Origin of the sequence: Streptomyces caelestis, from assembly GCF_001279005.1 — a bacterium.
Classification (GTDB): domain Bacteria; phylum Actinomycetota; class Actinomycetes; order Streptomycetales; family Streptomycetaceae; genus Streptomyces; species Streptomyces heliomycini.
In genome coordinates, this window is sequence record NZ_LGCN01000199.1 from 122,703 (window position 1) to 138,207 (window position 15,505).

Genomic DNA, 15,505 nt, shown 5'->3' on the forward strand with positions numbered 1-15,505 from the left:
CGGCGGAACGGCCGCGGGTTCCGTCCGGGAAGGGCTTTGCCATGTCCGCTGGTGCCACGGTGACGACGACGTATCTGGAGCTGTCGCAGGAGGACGGCGCCGCGCACAAGTTCTACGAAGTGACGGTCGACGGCCCGACGGTGACGGTGCGCTACGGCAGGATCGGCGCGACGGGACAGGTCCAGACGACGACGTTCCCCACGGCCGCGAAGGCGCAGGCCGCCGCGGCGAAGAAGGTGGGGGAGAAGGTCCGCAAGGGGTACGCGCCGGCGGTGCGGGGACAGCGGGCCCCGCGCGCGGTGACCCGCCGTCAGGTGGTCTCGGCCCCGTCCACCGCGCGTGCCGTGGCCCCCGTGCTGTGGCGGTTCGACACCGGCTCCTCGGCGTTCGGCATCCACGTCGACGACGAACGCTGCTGGGTCGGCAACCAGTCCGGCGACGTCTTCACCCTGGACCACGAGGGCGAGGCACTGGCCCGCTTCAGCCTGCCGGACGGTGTGAAGTGCCTGGTCGCGGACGACTTCTGGATCTACGCCGGCTGCGACGACGGCCGGGTCTACGACCTCTCCTCGAAACTGCCGTTCGCCGCCTACGACATCGCCGCGGACGTCGACATCTTCTGGCTGGACATCCACGAGGGCGTGCTGAACGTCTCGGACCGCGCCGGCCGCCTCACCGTCATCGACCACGAGGACGAGCACCAGTGGACCCGCCGCAGCCAGGGCGAGCACGCCTGGATGGTCCGCGCCGACGACCGGGCCGTCTACCACGGCCACCACGGGGGCGTCACGGCCTACGCGCCCGACGGCGGCGGCGAGCTGTGGCACACCCCCACCCGCGGCGGGGTGCTGTTCGGCTGGCAGGAGGACGACACCGTCTACGCCGGTACGGCGCACCGCGTGGTGCAGCGGCTGTCAAAGGCGACCGGCGCCGTCGAGGCCACCTACGCCTGCGACAGCGCCGTGTACTCCTGCGCCACCTCCCCGGGCGGACGGTTCGTCTTCGCCGGCGACTCCGCGTCGTCCGTCTACTGCTTCGACCGGGACGGCACGCGCCTGTGGAAGCTCGGCACGGGAGGCGGATCGGCGCTGTCCATGCAGTACCGGGACGAGCGGCTCTACCTGGTGACCACGGACGGGTCGCTGGTGTGCGTGGACGCGAGCGAGGCCGCCGTCGCCGCGGCGCAGCAGGGCACGGTGCCGGTCGCGCGGGACGTCAAACTCGCCGCGGCCCTGCCGACCTACGCGCCGGCCACGGCCGCGACCGCGGTGGCGACCGTCGCGCAGGCCCCCTCCGGCGCCGTCGTCGTCGAATGCGTCCAGCACCACGGCCGGCTGCGCGTCCACGTCGTCTCCGACGGCTACGACGACTCCTGGAACGTGCAGTTCCCGCGGGCGATACGGGTGCCCGGCGCACGCTATGTCGTGGACGCGCTGCACCCGGCGGCCGGCGGCTTCTACCGGGTGCGCGGCGAGATCCGCCGGCTCCGGTGACCGCCGGCGGGCGCGCTCGGCGAACCCGTGAGCCCTGTGCGCGCCCCCGCACGGCCGAGGACAATGCGGTGCCCGTGACCGCCCCGTGAAGCGCCGCGCTCCCCGCCCCCGTCGAGGAAAGCAGGTCGACCGTCGTGCTGCTGCGTCTGCCCACGTCCCTGTCCGAAGCCCGGCGGCACCTGGCCGAAGGAGCGGTGCCCGTCGGCGGAGCCACCCTCGTGTGGGCCCTCTGGCAACGCGACGGCTTCCCCGAGCAGGCCATGTCCCTGCGCAGGCTTCCCCAGGCCAACCTCATGGAACGCGAGGCGCTGGGCGCCGCCGTGCTGCTGCACCAGGTGGACGGCCGGGTGCCGGACGTGCTGCGCCGCGCGGCCTCCACCGTGGGCACCGGCGCCGTGCGCCGCACGGCCACCGTCGGCGGCAACATCGTGGGCAGCACCCTGCGCTGTCTGCTGCCCGCGGCCCTGGTCCTGGACGCGCGGGCGACCGTACTGGACCGGGACGGCGTCTACGAGACCGACCTGGCCGAAGTGGTGGCCAAACGCCCTCTGCTGCTCGGCCTCCGCTGGCGCGACCCCGTGGCCAGCGGCTACCACAAGGCGGCCGGTGAGGCGGGCGGGCCGCCGCCCCTCGTCGTCGCCACCGCCGTGCACGCCGACGGCGACGGCGCCCGCCGCCTCCTCGTCGCCGTACGGGACGGCTACGAGGTGATCAGCGAGGCCGCGCCCTGTCGCACCGGAGCCGAGGAGGTGCTCCGCACCCTGGACGCCACGGACCTGGGATCGCTGCCCGCCGGGGCACGGGAGGAGGTGCGCCGCGAGGTGACCGCCGTCCTGGACCGCGCCGGCGGCCGCTGACGACGGTGCGCCGCCCGGACCGCCCCGGGTGGCGCACCGGCGCGTGCCGCTCAGCAGATCCGAGGGAGCTGCTCGCCCATCGGCAGGTCCACCACCCGGGTGCCCCCGAGCCCGGTCCGTGCGACGACCATGCCGGGGTGCTCCGCGACCGCCTCACCGATGACGGCGGCGTCGGCGCCCAGGTGATGCGCCCTCATCGCGGCCAGGACCGCGTCCGCGTGCTCCCGCGGCACGAAGGCGACGAGCTTCCCCTCGTTGGCCACGTACATCGGGTCGAGACCCAGCATCGCGCAGGCCCCGGCCACCGGCTGCGGCACCGGGACGGCGCGCTCCCGGACGACGACGCCGCACCCCGATGCCACGGCGATCTCGTTGAGCGAGGCCGCCAGACCGCCGCGGGTCGGATCGCGCAGCACGTGCAGGTCCGAAGTGACCGCCAGCATCGCCTCCACGAGCCCGCCGAGCGGCGCGCAGTCGCTCTCGACCTCCGTCTCGAATCGCAGGTTCTCCCGCTCGCTCATGATGGCCACGCCGTGCACGCCGATGGCGCCGCTCACCAGGACGACATCGCCGGGAACCACCCGCTCCGGGCGCAGGTCCACCCCGGCGGGCACCACACCGATGCCCGACGTGTTGACGTACACGCCGTCCCCGTGGCCGGCCTCCACGACCTTGGTGTCGCCCGTCACCACCCGTACCCCGGCGGTACGGGCCGCGGCGCCGAGCGCCTCGGCGACCCGGCCGACCGTCTCGATCTCGACGCCCTCCTCCAGGATCAGGCCGCACGAGAGGTACGCCGCGCGCGCCCCGCTCATCGCGAGGTCGTTGACCGTGCCGTTGACCGCGAGATCACCGATGCTGCCGCCGGGGAAGAACAGCGGCCGGACCACGAAGGAGTCGGTGGAGAAGGCGAGCCGGGCGCCGTCCAGCTCGACCACCGCGGAGTCGGTGAGCGCGCCCGGCGCCGCCCCGCCGAGTCCCGGCAGGACGGCCTGCTCGATCAGCTCGGCGGACAGGGCGCCGCCACCGCCGTGGCCCATCACCACGCGCGGCCGGCCGCGCAGGGGCGCCGGACAGGACCAGGAGAGCAGGTCCGGGGCCGCGACGGCGTCAGACAACGGAGCTCTCCTCGCGCTGCGGGACGGTCACGTCCAGTTCCAGCCGCCGGTACAGGTAGTACGCGGCGCAGGCGCCCTCACTGGAGACCATGGTCGCCCCCAGCGGCGTGCGCGGTGTGCAGGCCGTCCCGAAGGCCTCGCACTCGTGGGGCTTCAGCAGCCCCTGCAGCACCTCGCCACTGCGGCACTCCGCCGGTTCCAGGGTGGCGATGTCCCCCACCTGGAAGCGGTGCTCGGCGTCGTGGTCCCGGTAGCGCTCCGCCAGCCGCCAGCCGCTGTCCGGGATGACCCCGATACCGCGCCACGCCCGGTCGGCGACCTCGAACACGTCGTCCAGCATCGCCCGCGCGGCGGGGTTGCCCTCGGGACGGACGGCGCGCGGATAGGCGTTGTCGACCGTGTGCTCGCCCCGCTCCAGCTGCCGCACGGTCCGCCGCACGCCCTCCAGGATGTCCAGCGGCTCGAACCCGGTCACCACGATCGGGACCCGGAACCGCTCGGCGAGCGCCGGGTACTCCCGCGTGCCCATCACGCTGCACACGTGTCCGGCCGCCAGGAACCCCTGCACCCGGCAGTCCGGGGACTGCATGATCGCCTCGATCGCGGGGGGCACCCGGACGTGCGAGACCAGCAGACTGAAGTTGCGGATGCCGCGCCTGCGGGCCTGGTGCACCGTCATGGCGTTGGGCGGCGCGGTGGTCTCGAAGCCGATGCCGAAGAACACGACCTCCCGGTCCGGGTTCTCCTCCGCGATCCGCAGCGCGTCCAGCGGCGAGTACACCACGCGCACGTCCCCGCCCTCGCCCCGGACCTGGAACAGGTCGCGTCCCGTGCCCGGGACCCGCAGCATGTCGCCGAAGGAGCAGAAGATCACCTCGGGGCGCGAGGCGATCGCCAGCGCCTTGTCGATCACCTCCAGCGGCGTCACACAGACCGGACAGCCCGGCCCGTGGATCAACTCCACCTCCTCGGGAAGCAGTTGGTCGATGCCGTGCCGGATGATGCTGTGCGTCTGGCCGCCGCACACCTCCATCAGCGCCCACGGCCTGGTCACCGTGGCCCGGATGTCGTCGAGCAGACGCCCCGCCAGCTTCGGGTCCTGGAACTCCTCGATGTACTTCATCGCCCTGCCTCCCGGGCCGGTTCCTCGTCGCCGAACCGCGCGGCCTGCTCCCACGGGTCGCCGAACTCCTCCTGGAGCATGCCGAGGTTCTCGAACAGCTCCAGGGTCCGGCGGGCGGACTCCTCGTCCAGCCGCTGCAGGGCGAAGCCGACGTGCACGATGGCGTACTCGCCGACCCGCAGATCGGGCAGGTACTCCAGGCACACCTCCTTGACCACACCGCCGAAATCGACGGTGGCCATGCGGGTCCCGTCCCGTTCCTCGACGCCCAGCACTCGGCCGGGTACCGCCAGACACATGCGGATCTCCTCACTCGTCGCGCGCGGGGACGCCCGCGCCCGTCATCGGCTTCCGGCTCCCGCCCGGGCGGCCACCACCAGCTGGCCGAGCGCCAGCCCGCCGTCGTTCGGCGGGATCCCGCGGTGGCGCAGCACGGTGAAACCGGCGGTGCGCAGCTCGCCGGCGCAGGCCGAGGAGAGCAGCGTGTTGGAGAACACCCCGCCGGTCAGCGCCACCGTCTGCAGTCCCGCCGCCCCGCGGGCCGCCACGCACACCTCCCGCACCAGCCGGGCGACGGCCAGGTGGAAGCGGGCGGCGATCACGGCCGCGGGGACCCGCCGCCGTACGTCCTCGGCGACCGCCGCCAGCAGCGGTCCCGGGTCGGCGGTCGACGGGCCGGGACCGTCCGACGGACGGAACGCGTAGCGCGGGTCGTGGGCCCGGTCGCCGGCCGACACGGCCGCCGCCTCCAGCTCGACCGCGGCCTGCGCCTCGTACCCCGCGCGGTGGCACACCCCCGCCAGGGACGACACCGCGTCGAACAGCCGGCCCATGCTGGAGGTCGGCACACAGTTCACCCCCCGCTCCAACTGCGTCCGCAACACGTCGAGTTCACCCGGAGGACACGCGGACACGCACGGCAGGTCCGGGTCGAAGGCGATGCCCGCCGCGTGCAGATGAGCCAGCGCCATCCGGTACGGCCGCCGCACCGCCGCGTCGCCACCGGGCAGCGGCACGTAGGACAGGTGCGCGAACCGCTGGAACCCGTCGTAGTCCGCGAGCAGGAACTCACCGCCCCACACGGCGCCGTCGTCCCCGTACCCGGTGCCGTCGAAGGCGACCCCGATGACGCGTCCGCCGGCTTCGATCCCGTGCTCGGCCAGGACGGAGGCGAGGTGCGCGTGGTGGTGCTGGACCCGGGCCACGCGGCGGCCGCCGGCGTGCCGCCGCGCCCAGGCCACCGACCGGTAGCCGGGATGCGCGTCCGCGGCCAGCAGCGCCGGCCGCACACCGGTCACGGACTCCAGGTGCCGCTCGGCACGGCCGAACGCCTCCTGGACGGCGAGGTCGTCCATGTCCCCGACGTGGGCGGACAGCCAGGCCCGCTCGCCCTCCCCGAGACAGAAGACGTTCTTCAGGTCCCCGCCGACCGCGAGCGCCGCGGTCACCGGAACCGGCAGCGTGACGGGCAGCGGCGCGTAGCCGCGGGAGCGGCGCAGCACCAGCGGCTCGCCGTCGCAGACGCGCACGACGGAGTCGTCGCACGGCACCTGGACGGGCCGGTCGTGCGTCAGCCACGCGTCGGCCAGCCCGGCCAGCCGCACCAGGGCCTCCTCGTCGTCCGTCACGATGGGTTCCCCGGAGACGTTGCCGCTGGTCATCACCAGCAGCCGGGGCGCCCCCGGCGCCGCGAGCAGCAGGTGGTGCACCGGCGTGTACGGCAGCATCACACCCAGGTCCGGGCTGCCCGGCGCGACGGCGTCCGCGGGCACCGGCGCCCCCGGAGCCGGCCGGACACCGGAGCGCCGCCGCATCAGGACCACCGGCCGCACCCGTCCGGTGAGCAGTTCCCGCTCCACCGGACCGAGGCGCACCAGGTGTTCGACGTCCTCGGCGTCCCGCGCCATGAGCGCGAACGGCTTGTCCCCCCGGGCCTTGCGGCGGCGCAGCTCGGCCACCGCCTGCGGCCGGGTGGCGTCACAGGCCAGGTGGTAGCCGCCGACGCCCTTGACCGCGAGCACGGCGCCCGCGGCGAGCAGCGCGGCCGCCGCGCCGACGGGGTCGTCGCCGGCCGGGAGCGGCACGCCGGCGCACGAGGGGCCGGTGACCAGCCGCAGCCGCGGACCGCACGCGGGACAGCAGACCGGCTGCGCGTGGAAACGCCGGTCGCGGGGGTCCTCGTACTCGCGGGCGCAGTCCGGGCACAGGGGGAAGCCCGCCATCGTCGTGTGCGCACGGTCGTACGGCAGGCCGGTGACGAGGGTGAAACGCGGTCCGCAGTGCGTGCAGGTGATGAACGGATGGCCGTGGCGCCGGTCGGCGGGGTCGCCGAGCTCGGCCAGGCAGTCGGCGCAGGTCGCGGTGTCGGGCGGCACGAGCGTCCGTACGGGACCGCCCGTGCGGGACGCGACGATGTTGAAGCCGCTCTCCCGGGCGACGGGCAGCTCGGTGGTCTCCACCGACTCCACCACCGCGAGCGGCGGCGCCTCCGGCGCGATCCGCGCGCAGAACCGGTCGACGGCCGACGGCGCGCCCTCGACCTCCGCCACCACCCCCTCACCGGTGTTCGTCACATGTCCCGCCAGCCCGAGACCGGTGGCCAGCCCGTACACGAACGGCCGGAACCCCACGCCCTGCACCACGCCCCGCACGACGACACGCGCACGCCGCAGGGGACCGGCGTCCGGCGCCGGCGCGGGACGCAGGCCGGGAGCGGTGCTCACGCCCCGGCCCGCGCCATCACCGGCGTGTGGACCGCGTCCCCGTCGGCCGCCGCGAGCGCCCGGTCCACCAGGACACCGGCGCCCTCACCGGTCCGTACGGACGTCAGCACCACCTCGACACCCGGATTGACCCGCTCCACATGGGCGCGGAAGGCGGCCTCGTCGAACGCGGCCGGACCGGCCAGATCGGACTTGGTGACGATCACCAGCTGGGCCAGGCCGAACGCGGTGGGGTACTTGAGCGGCTTGTCCTCGCCCTCGGTGACGGACGCCAGGACGACGCGCAGGGACTCGCCCAGGTCGTAGGAGGCCGGGCACACGAGGTTGCCCACGTTCTCCACGAAGAGCAGCCGGGTGGCGTCGGGCAGCCAGTCGTGCAGGTGCCCGGCGAGCATGTCCGCCTCCAGGTGGCACAGCCCGTCGGTGAGCACCTGCTTGACCGGGGCGCCCGAACGGGCCAGCCGGGTGGCGTCGTTCTCGGTGGCGAGGTCCGCGGTGAGGGCCGCGACCTCGATGCCGCGCTCCCGCGCCAGCGGCAGCTCGCGCTCCAGCAGGGCCGTCTTGCCGCTGCCGGGGCTCGACAGGAGGTTGACGACGGTGGTGCCCCGGGCCGTGAGTTCGGTGCGCAGGACGCCCGCCGCCATGGTGTTCTTGGCGAGCACGGCCTGCCGGAGGTCGACTGTGCGGCACATCGTCAGCTCTCCTCGGGTTGCGGTACCGGTGTGGGATCGGGTGTGGTGGGGGAGGCGGACCAGTGCACTTCGGTGATCCGCAGTTCGCGGCCCGAGAGCAGTTCGCCGGCGCCCCCGCGGCAGACCGCGCAGAGCATGTCCGGCGGCATCCCCGTGTCCCAGGTGCGCCCGCACGGGGCGCAGGAGGCCCGGCCGGGAAGGAACCGGGTGGCGAGCTCGGCGCCCTCCAACAGCGTTCCCGCGCAGGCCAGTTCGAAGCAGAAGGCGAGCGCGTCGGGGACGACGCCGGCCAGTTCCCCGATCTCGACGACGACCCGGCGCACCCCGTGCGCGCCGCCGGGCCGTGCCGCCCGCTCGACCTGGTCCACGACCGACAGGGCGACGGACATCTCGTGCATCGCCGCTCCGTCCTGGGCCGGGGGTGGGGTCCGCTGCCCATTAGAGGCGCGGCCGGGACGGCCGGCGGCCCGGCGCGCCGGGACCGTAGCCCGTTCGGCGGGCGTCACATACGGCGGATGCGCAGGTAACGCCGCACGTCCGGCCAGAGGCTCACGGTGATCGCCGCCAGCGCGGACAGGGTGAGGACGGCGGCGGCACCGCCGACGAGGCGTTTGCTCATGGTGTGCTCCGAAGGGAGGGAAGGAGGGTGTCGTCGAGCCGGGCGACGGTCTCGCCGCCGACGAGTCCGAGGACCAGGCGCGCCGCCTCGGGCACCGCGGCGGCGACCCGCGGGCTGAGGCCGATGCCCTCCTCGACGGTGGCGGGCTCGCAGCCCACGACCAGCGTGCGCCGGGGCGGCACCGCGCCGATGCCCGCGCACAGGGTGCCGAGCAGGGCGAGTACGGCGTCGGGCGACATGCGGTGGCCGTCCAGGGGGACGCCGTCCGGTGCCGGCCGGCCGCCGGGCTCCGCCGCGTCGATCACATACAGGGTGCCCGGCTCCCCGCCCCGCGCCGTCGCGTCGAGCACGACGAGCGTGTCGTACCCGTCGAGGAGCCGGTAGGCCAGGTGGACGCCGCGGATGCCGATGTCGGCGACCTCGACGCCCTCCGGCAGCGGCCGTCCGGCCAGGGCGTGGGCGGCCTCGACGCCGAAGCCGTCGTCGCCGAGGAAGATGTTGCCCACCCCGGCGACCAGGGTGCGCGGGTGTGCGCTGTCGGCGCTCACGGTGCCTCCACGTCGATCTCGGCGGGCTGGAAGTAGAGGTAGCGGCCCTGTTCACGGCGGATGTCGGCGCCCGGATCGTCCTCGACGGTGACCGCGACGTGCACGCCCCCGTCGACGTCGTGGAGGACCGCCTCCACCAGGGCGCGCCGCCCGGCGAGGAACAGGTCCTGGGCGTCGGTGTGCCGCAGCCGGGGCCGCAGGACGACGCGGCTGCCCGCCCGCACCTGACGCCCGTCGACCAGCACGTGGTCGCGGGCCGGGTCCACCGAGGCGTCCGCCCCCGGATCCCACCAGGGGGTGTCCGGCCGGACACCCCCCGGATCCCACCAGGGGGTGTCCGGCCGGACGGGGCCGCCCCCCGCGTCACCGGACACCGGCGGCGCGGGCGCGGTGACCTCACGCAGGCCGCGGACCGCGCCGTGCAGCCGCTCCAGCACCTGAGCCGGCATCGAGTCGGTGAGTTCGATCACCGCCGCTGCCCGGTCGTCCGTCCCCCTCGCCTCGCGCTTCTCCTCGTCCGTGAGGGCCGCGGTGCGCAGGGCGAGGATCTCGTCGATCTCCGTGGCGTCGTACAGGGCGCCCGGGCTCTCCGGGGCGATGGCCGGGTGGTCCTCCAGGATGATCGGGGAGGAGAGCACCAGGTCACGGGAGTCCGGCTCCCCGGCCAGCACGGGCCAGGTGTGCAGATTGCGGCAGGCCGCGGCGGCGCCCCGGGCCCACTCCGGAGGGTCCGTCAGCGACAGGAACCGCCCGGCGTCCAGGTGCAGCAGCGTGTGCGTGGCGACCAGGGAACGGGACAGCGCCGCGTCGCGGCCGGCGCCCTCCCCGGGCAGCCACTCGCCGGTGTTCTCGACGACCGCGCTGAGCCGCTGCGCGGTGTACGGGCCGTCCAGCGGGCTCGCCGACAGGCGCAGGACGCCCCGCACCGCCTCGTGGCGCCGGACCAGCCGCCCCACGACCGTCCCGTCGGCGTCCGTGACCGGTTCGGTCTCCTCACCGGCCGGCCGGTCGAAGGGGACGACGGCGCCGGAACCCGCCAGCTCCTCGACGGCGACGGTGAGCCGGACCCGTTCCTCCCGGCCCTCGTCCCACGGGACGATCACCCGGTCCGCCAGGCGCAGTTCGCCGACGGTCTCGAAACCACCGTCCGGCAGGACCCGCTGCACCGTGCGCCGCCGGGCGTGCAGGAAGCGCACCTCGACGGAGAGGACGGCGCCCCGGCGCGGCTCCATCAGCAGCTCGGTGTGCTGGAAGTCGTGCTCCGCGGCCGTCGCCGTCCAGGACGGGGGCACCAGCACCCCGAACTGCCAGCGCAGCCTGTTCTTGGCGGCCGACGCACGGTAGGGGTAGAGCACGTACCCCTCGAACAGCACGGCGTCGGCGACCTGCCGGGCCACCGCGAGGCGGGCCTCGGCCGGGGCGGTGAACGTCGTCGTGGTCATCGTGTCCTCTCACCCGCCGCTTCCAGCAGCCCTTCGACGGTCGCCTGCCACGAGGGCAGCGCCCGCCGGGACCGGTAGGCGAGCAGCGCGTCCATCGCGTCCCTGGGCAGCCGGATCCAGCCCGAGCCGGGGAAGTGCCGGTCGACCATCTCCCGCCAGGTCCTCACCGGCATCCGGAAGGCGGCCTCCTCGTCCCAGGGGACGGGCTCGACCCAAAACCCGCCGGCTCCGGTGAAGGCGGTGCCGGAGAACAGCATCCGCAGCGGCACCTCCCCGTCCTCCAGGGCGTGGAAGTAGCGGGAGGAGGCGATGTCCATGTCGTAGGTGCAGGGCACCACCAGGTCGGTCTCGGTCTCGCCGGTGAACCCCCGCACCATCACCGGGACCTGGGCGAACTCCACGGGGTTGAGGGTGGCGCCCCAGCGGGACCGTTGCCCGAACAGGTCGGTCAGGGCGGCGGCCTCGGTGTCGTCGTAGCCCCGGCGGGCGGGCTCGATGCGGATCTGGCAGCGCAGCGCCAGCGCGTGCACCCGTGTGCCCGGGGACGCGGTGACCCGCAGCCGGAAGACCAGTGCCGGACCCGCGGCGTACGGGTCGGCGCGCACCCCCGTGCACGCGAAGCCGAACTCGGTCACGACGGGCCCCCTCCGAGCGCACGGGCCCGCTCGCGCACATGGCCGAAGAACTCCTCCAGATCGGCGCGTGCCTCCGCGCCGCCGTCGAAGCCCTGCCACCGCAGTCGCATGCGGCCCACCAGTTCGTAGCAGATGTCGATCGGCACCAGATGGCACTCCACCCGCCCTCGGTGGCGGCGCAGCAGCAGCGCCTCCACGTCGGGTTCGAGGAGCCCGGCCAGGGGGGAGGCGTCCAGGACGGACTGCCAGGCCTCCGGCTCCGGTTCGCTCTCGGTCGCGCCGGCCGGGCTCGGGTAGAGCGCGACCAGCCGGTCGAGCGCGGAGTTGCGGAAGAAGAACGCGACGCCCACGGGGATGCGCAGCCGTTCCCAGGCGGCCTCGTCGAGGCCGTGCCCGGGGTCGCTCAGATAGCGGCCCGGAACCGCGCGGAACCGTCCCGCGGACGCGCCCGACACCTCCAGGAGCCGGGCGCAGGGGTCGCAGGCACAGGCCAGGGACCGGTTCTCGGTGTCGACGAGATGCCGGTGCCCGGGGTCCGGCAGAGCGACGGCACACAGCTCGCAGCGTTCCTCGCGGGGCGGCCGGGGCGCGGTGAACCGGAACAGGCCCCCACGCTCCGGGAGCTGCCGCGTGCTCACGGCGCCGCGGTGGCCGGCGGACGGCCGTTCGGCCCGGACGGGGACGCGCCGGGCGGGCCCGCGCCGATCTGGAGCAGCACCGGCCCGGACGCGGCGTCCGGCTCCCACGTCACCGCCGTCACCTCGGGGGCGAAACACGCGAGCGTGTCCCGGGCCGCCCGCTCGACGGCGTCCCGGGAGCCGCCGCAGCCCCCCGAGGAGACCGGCCGCAGCCGCAACTCGCCCGTGACCGGGTCGAATCCGGTGTTCTCCACGTCCTGCGGAAGGGCGTCGAGGGCGTGGGCGATACGGGTCGGCGCGTCGTGGGGATGCAGTCCGTGCAGCACCAGCAGGCCCGCGACGAGCTCGTCCCGGAGCAGCGCGTCCACGGCCTCACGGGCCGGCCGCTCCGGGCGGCGGCCGAGCAGGTCCACGGCCCGCGCGAACCCCGCGCCGTAGAACTCCATGAGGACGCGCACGAGTTCCTCGGCGGCCTCGCACGCCGCGCGGTCGCCCAAGGAGGCGAGCCGGTCGAGGACCTCCTCGACCCTCCGCCCGGCCGTCTCCGCGTTCGGGCCCGCGTCCGCGGCGCTCATCCGGCCAGACCGCTCAGGCCGGTGGGCACGTGCATCGACTTCACCGTCCGGCCCTCGCCGACGTACATGTGGACGCCGCACGGCAGACACGGGTCGAAACTGCGCACGGCGCGCATGATGTCGATGCCCTTGAAGTCCTCCGGGGAGTTCTCCTCGAAGATCGGCGTGTTCTGCACCGCGTCCTCGTACGGGCCGGGAGTGCCGTAGGTGTCGCGGGTGGACGCGTTCCACGGGGTCGGCGGGTACGGGTGGTAGTTGGCGATCTTCCCCTCCCGGACGACCATGTGGTGCGACAGCACACCGCGCACCGCCTCGGTGAAGCCGACGCCGATCGACTCGTCCGGCACCTCGAACTTCTCCCACGTCCGGGTGCGTCCGGCGCGCACCTCCGCGAGGCCCATCTCCGCGAAGTGCAGGGCCACGGCGGCGGAGTACGCCTGGAAGTAGGTGCGGGCGCGGTTGCGTTCCAGCGCGTTGGACCACTGCGGGATCCTCCACTCGAAGGTGGTCTCCGGCTTGGTGAGGGTGCGCGGCAGGTTGATGACGACGCTGCGCCCGGTCGCCTTGACGTACCCGAGGTCGACGAGCCCGGACAGCGCGGTGGACCACAGACGGGCGAGGGGGCCGCCGCCGGTGTCGAGCGGCAGGTGGTCCTTGCCGTCGAACCAGCGGGGGGACATCACCCAGCTGTACTTGTCGTCGAAGTTCCGCTTCTGGGGTGCGGGGATGGTGTGCTGGTTCCACGGGTGGCGCGGGTCGACCGGGTTGCCGAGCGGGTCACGGGTGACGAACTGCTCCCGGCCCTCCCAGTCCTCGTAGTAGGAGCTGCCCAGCAGGATGCGGATGCCGAGGTTGATCTCGGTGAGGTCGTTGGTGACCAGCTCGCCGTCCACGATCACGCCCGGGGTGACGAACATGCGCCGTCCCCAGTCGCTCATGTTGGCGTAGGTGAAGTCGCAGTACTCGGGATCGTTGAACGCGCCCCAGCAGCCCAGCAGCACGCGCCTGCGGCCCACCTCCTCGTAGCCGGGGAGCGCCTCGTAGAAGAAGTCGAACAGGTCGTCGTGGAGCGGCACGACCCGCTTCATGAACTCGCAGTACCGCATGAGGCGGGTCATGTAGTCCGTGAAGAGCTGCACCGAGCCGATGGTGCCGACACCGCCCGGGTACAGCGTGGAGGGGTGTACGTGGCGGCCCTCCATCAGACAGAACATCTCCCGCGTGTACCGGCTGACCTGGAGCGCCTCCCGGTAGAACTCGCCCTCCAGCGGGTTGAGCGAGCGCATGATGTCGGCGATGGTGCGGTAGCCGTGGTCGGCGGCGTGCGGCGCCTCGGTGCGTTCGGCGCGTTCGAGGACGCCCGGGTTGGTCTCGCGGACCATCTTCTCGCAGTAGTCGACCCCGACCAGGTTCTCCTGGAAGATGTTGTGGTCGAACATGAACTCCGCGGCCTCGCCGCAGTTGATGATCCACTCACCGAGGTGCGGCGGCTTCACGCCGTACGCCATGTTCTGCGCGTACACCGAGCAGGTGGCGTGGTTGTCGCCGCAGATGCCGCAGATGCGGCTGGTGATGAAGTGGGCGTCGCGCGGGTCCTTGCCCCGCATGAAGAGGCTGTAGCCGCGGAAGACCGACGAGGTGCTGTAGCACTCGGCGACCCGCTTCTGCTTGAAGTCGATCTTCGTGTGGATGCCGAGGCTGCCCACGATCCGGGTGATCGGGTCCCATGCCATCTCCACCAGGCCGGTGCCCTCACCGGTCGTCGTCGAGGTCGCCATTGTGTCGGTGCTGCCCTTCGGTCGTTCGGGTCGGTGAGCGGATCGCGGGCCGGCGTCAGGTGGTGATCACCAGGGCGGCCGGTAGCCGGTGGTGAGTTTCCGGCCGGTGTGCCGCCACTTGGGCTCCTTGTCCACCGTCCGGGCGGTGATGGTCCGCAGCTTGCGCACCACGCCTCCGTAGGCGCCGCTGACGGAGCTGGAGAACCTCGCGCCGGGCGGCTCGTCCATGAACGGCATGAACTTGTCGGGGAAGCCGGGCATGGTGCAGGCGATGCAGATGCCGCCGACGTTCGGGCAGCCGCCGATGCCGTTCATCCAGCCGCGCTTGGGCACGTTGCACTTCACCACGGGCCCCCAGCAGCCGATCTTCACCAGACACGTCGGGGAGTCGTACGCCATCGCGAACTGGCCCTGCTCGTAGTAGCCGGCCCGGTCGCACCCCTCGTGCACGGTGGCCCCGAACAGCCAGGTGGGGCGCAGCTTGTCGTCCAGCGGGATCATCGGCGCGGACCCCGCGGCCTGGTAGAGCAGATAGGTGAGGGTCTCGGCGAAGTTGTCCGGCTGGATGGGACAGCCCGGGACGCAGACGATGGGGATGCCGGCCCTCGACTTCCAGTCCCAGCCCAGGTAGTCGGGCACGCCCATCGCGCCGGTCGGGTTCCCGGCCATGGCGTGGATGCCGCCGTAGGTCGCGCAGGTGCCGATGGCCACGACGGCGAGCGCCTTGGGCGCCAGCCGGTCGATCCACTCGCTGGTGGTGATGGGCTGACCGGTCTCCGGGTCGTCGCCGAAGCCGGACCAGTACCCCTCCTTCTTGATCGCCTCGTTCGGCACGGACCCCTCGACCACCAGGACGAACGGGTCGATCTCCCCGCGCTCGCCCTTGAAGAACCACTCGATGAACGTGTCCGCGCCGCCGATCGGCCCGCACTCGAAGTCGATGAGCGGCCAGTGCACGGCGATCTTCGGCAGACCCGGCAGACCGCCCAGGGCGATCTCCTCGATGCTGGGCTGCATCGCGGCCGTCAGGGCGACCGAGTCGCCGTCGCAACTCAGCCCGGCGTTGATCCAGAGGATGTGGATCGGCTTCTCGTCCGCGCCGGTGCCGCCGGACGTCTCCGCCTCGGCGTTCGTGGCCGGGGGGCTTGCGTTCATCAACGCCTCCTGGGGAGGAATGCGGCCGTGCCGATGTCTCGGCCCGTGTCCTTGGCTCTCAAGCGTCGGCCCCGCCGGACGGCACCGCAGGCGGAGCAGGCGACGGCTG

16 protein-coding genes are annotated in these 15,505 nt (G+C 73.6%); 2 read left to right on the forward strand and 14 right to left on the reverse strand.

Translation table 11 applies throughout. The features are described 5' to 3' along the window. Positions 1-41 precede the first annotated feature (41 nt). Entirely contained in the window at positions 42-1,493 is a 1,452-nt protein-coding gene (locus ADK41_RS20570; protein WP_030833310.1) for a WGR domain-containing protein, read from the forward strand. 134 nt (positions 1,494-1,627) lie between these two features. Further along, positions 1,628-2,350 (forward strand): FAD binding domain-containing protein, encoded by a 723-nt coding sequence (locus ADK41_RS20575; protein WP_030833312.1) that lies wholly within the window; start codon positions 1,628-1,630, stop codon positions 2,348-2,350. A 50-nt stretch (positions 2,351-2,400) separates the two neighbouring features. On the opposite strand, the gene hypE is transcribed toward ADK41_RS20575, so the two are convergent. The 14 genes from hypE to ADK41_RS20640 form a co-directional block, all read right to left on the reverse strand. Beyond that, positions 2,401-3,390 carry a hydrogenase expression/formation protein HypE gene (hypE, locus tag ADK41_RS20580; protein WP_234318999.1) on the reverse strand — a complete coding sequence of 330 codons (990 nt, stop codon included), beginning with the start codon at positions 3,388-3,390 and terminating at the stop codon, positions 2,401-2,403. Positions 3,391-3,460: 70 nt separating this feature from the next. Beyond that, a complete protein-coding gene (hypD, locus tag ADK41_RS20585) occupies positions 3,461-4,591 on the reverse strand; it encodes a hydrogenase formation protein HypD (protein ID WP_030833318.1) in 1,131 nt (376 codons plus the stop codon). After that, a complete protein-coding gene (locus ADK41_RS20590; RefSeq protein WP_030833321.1) occupies positions 4,588-4,890 on the reverse strand; it encodes a HypC/HybG/HupF family hydrogenase formation chaperone in 303 nt (100 codons plus the stop codon). Before ADK41_RS20590 ends, hypD begins: the two co-directional genes overlap by 4 nt. A gap of 42 nt (positions 4,891-4,932) precedes the next feature. Then, positions 4,933-7,314 carry a carbamoyltransferase HypF gene (hypF, locus tag ADK41_RS20595; RefSeq protein ID WP_030833324.1) on the reverse strand — a complete coding sequence of 794 codons (2,382 nt, stop codon included), beginning with the start codon at positions 7,312-7,314 and terminating at the stop codon, positions 4,933-4,935. Beyond that, positions 7,311-8,006 (reverse strand): hydrogenase nickel incorporation protein HypB, encoded by a 696-nt coding sequence (gene hypB / locus ADK41_RS20600; RefSeq protein WP_030833327.1) that lies wholly within the window; start codon positions 8,004-8,006, stop codon positions 7,311-7,313. The genes hypF and hypB overlap by 4 nt, the downstream gene beginning before the upstream one ends. A 2-nt stretch (positions 8,007-8,008) precedes the next feature. Next, the gene (locus ADK41_RS20605; protein WP_051843466.1) at positions 8,009-8,404 is read right to left on the reverse strand and encodes a hydrogenase maturation nickel metallochaperone HypA; all 396 of its coding nucleotides are present in this window, start codon (positions 8,402-8,404) and stop codon (positions 8,009-8,011) included. A gap of 104 nt (positions 8,405-8,508) precedes the next feature. After that, the gene (locus tag ADK41_RS44310; protein WP_380956182.1) at positions 8,509-8,625 is read right to left on the reverse strand and encodes a DUF6893 family small protein; all 117 of its coding nucleotides are present in this window, start codon (positions 8,623-8,625) and stop codon (positions 8,509-8,511) included. Then, positions 8,622-9,173: a hydrogenase maturation protease gene (locus ADK41_RS20610; protein ID WP_030833332.1), complete on the reverse strand. Its 552-nt coding sequence runs from the start codon at positions 9,171-9,173 to the stop codon at positions 8,622-8,624. The genes ADK41_RS44310 and ADK41_RS20610 overlap by 4 nt, the downstream gene beginning before the upstream one ends. Continuing rightward, the gene (locus tag ADK41_RS20615; protein ID WP_030833335.1) at positions 9,170-10,615 is read right to left on the reverse strand and encodes a hypothetical protein; all 1,446 of its coding nucleotides are present in this window, start codon (positions 10,613-10,615) and stop codon (positions 9,170-9,172) included. Before ADK41_RS20615 ends, ADK41_RS20610 begins: the two co-directional genes overlap by 4 nt. Continuing rightward, entirely contained in the window at positions 10,612-11,250 is a 639-nt protein-coding gene (locus ADK41_RS20620) for a DUF6084 family protein (protein WP_030833338.1), read from the reverse strand. Before ADK41_RS20620 ends, ADK41_RS20615 begins: the two co-directional genes overlap by 4 nt. Next, complete coding sequence (locus tag ADK41_RS20625) at positions 11,247-11,888, reverse strand: DUF5947 family protein (protein WP_030833341.1); 642 nt, start codon at positions 11,886-11,888, stop codon at positions 11,247-11,249. The genes ADK41_RS20620 and ADK41_RS20625 overlap by 4 nt, the downstream gene beginning before the upstream one ends. Then, positions 11,885-12,463, reverse strand: a complete 579-nt coding sequence (locus ADK41_RS20630) for a hypothetical protein (protein ID WP_030833343.1) — start codon at positions 12,461-12,463, stop codon at positions 11,885-11,887. The genes ADK41_RS20625 and ADK41_RS20630 overlap by 4 nt, the downstream gene beginning before the upstream one ends. Then, the gene (locus tag ADK41_RS20635; protein ID WP_030833346.1) at positions 12,460-14,241 is read right to left on the reverse strand and encodes a nickel-dependent hydrogenase large subunit; all 1,782 of its coding nucleotides are present in this window, start codon (positions 14,239-14,241) and stop codon (positions 12,460-12,462) included. The genes ADK41_RS20630 and ADK41_RS20635 overlap by 4 nt, the downstream gene beginning before the upstream one ends. Positions 14,242-14,307: 66 nt before the next feature. Continuing rightward, entirely contained in the window at positions 14,308-15,396 is a 1,089-nt protein-coding gene (locus tag ADK41_RS20640) for a hydrogenase expression protein HypE (RefSeq protein ID WP_030833348.1), read from the reverse strand. Between the last annotated feature and the right edge of the window lie 109 nt (positions 15,397-15,505).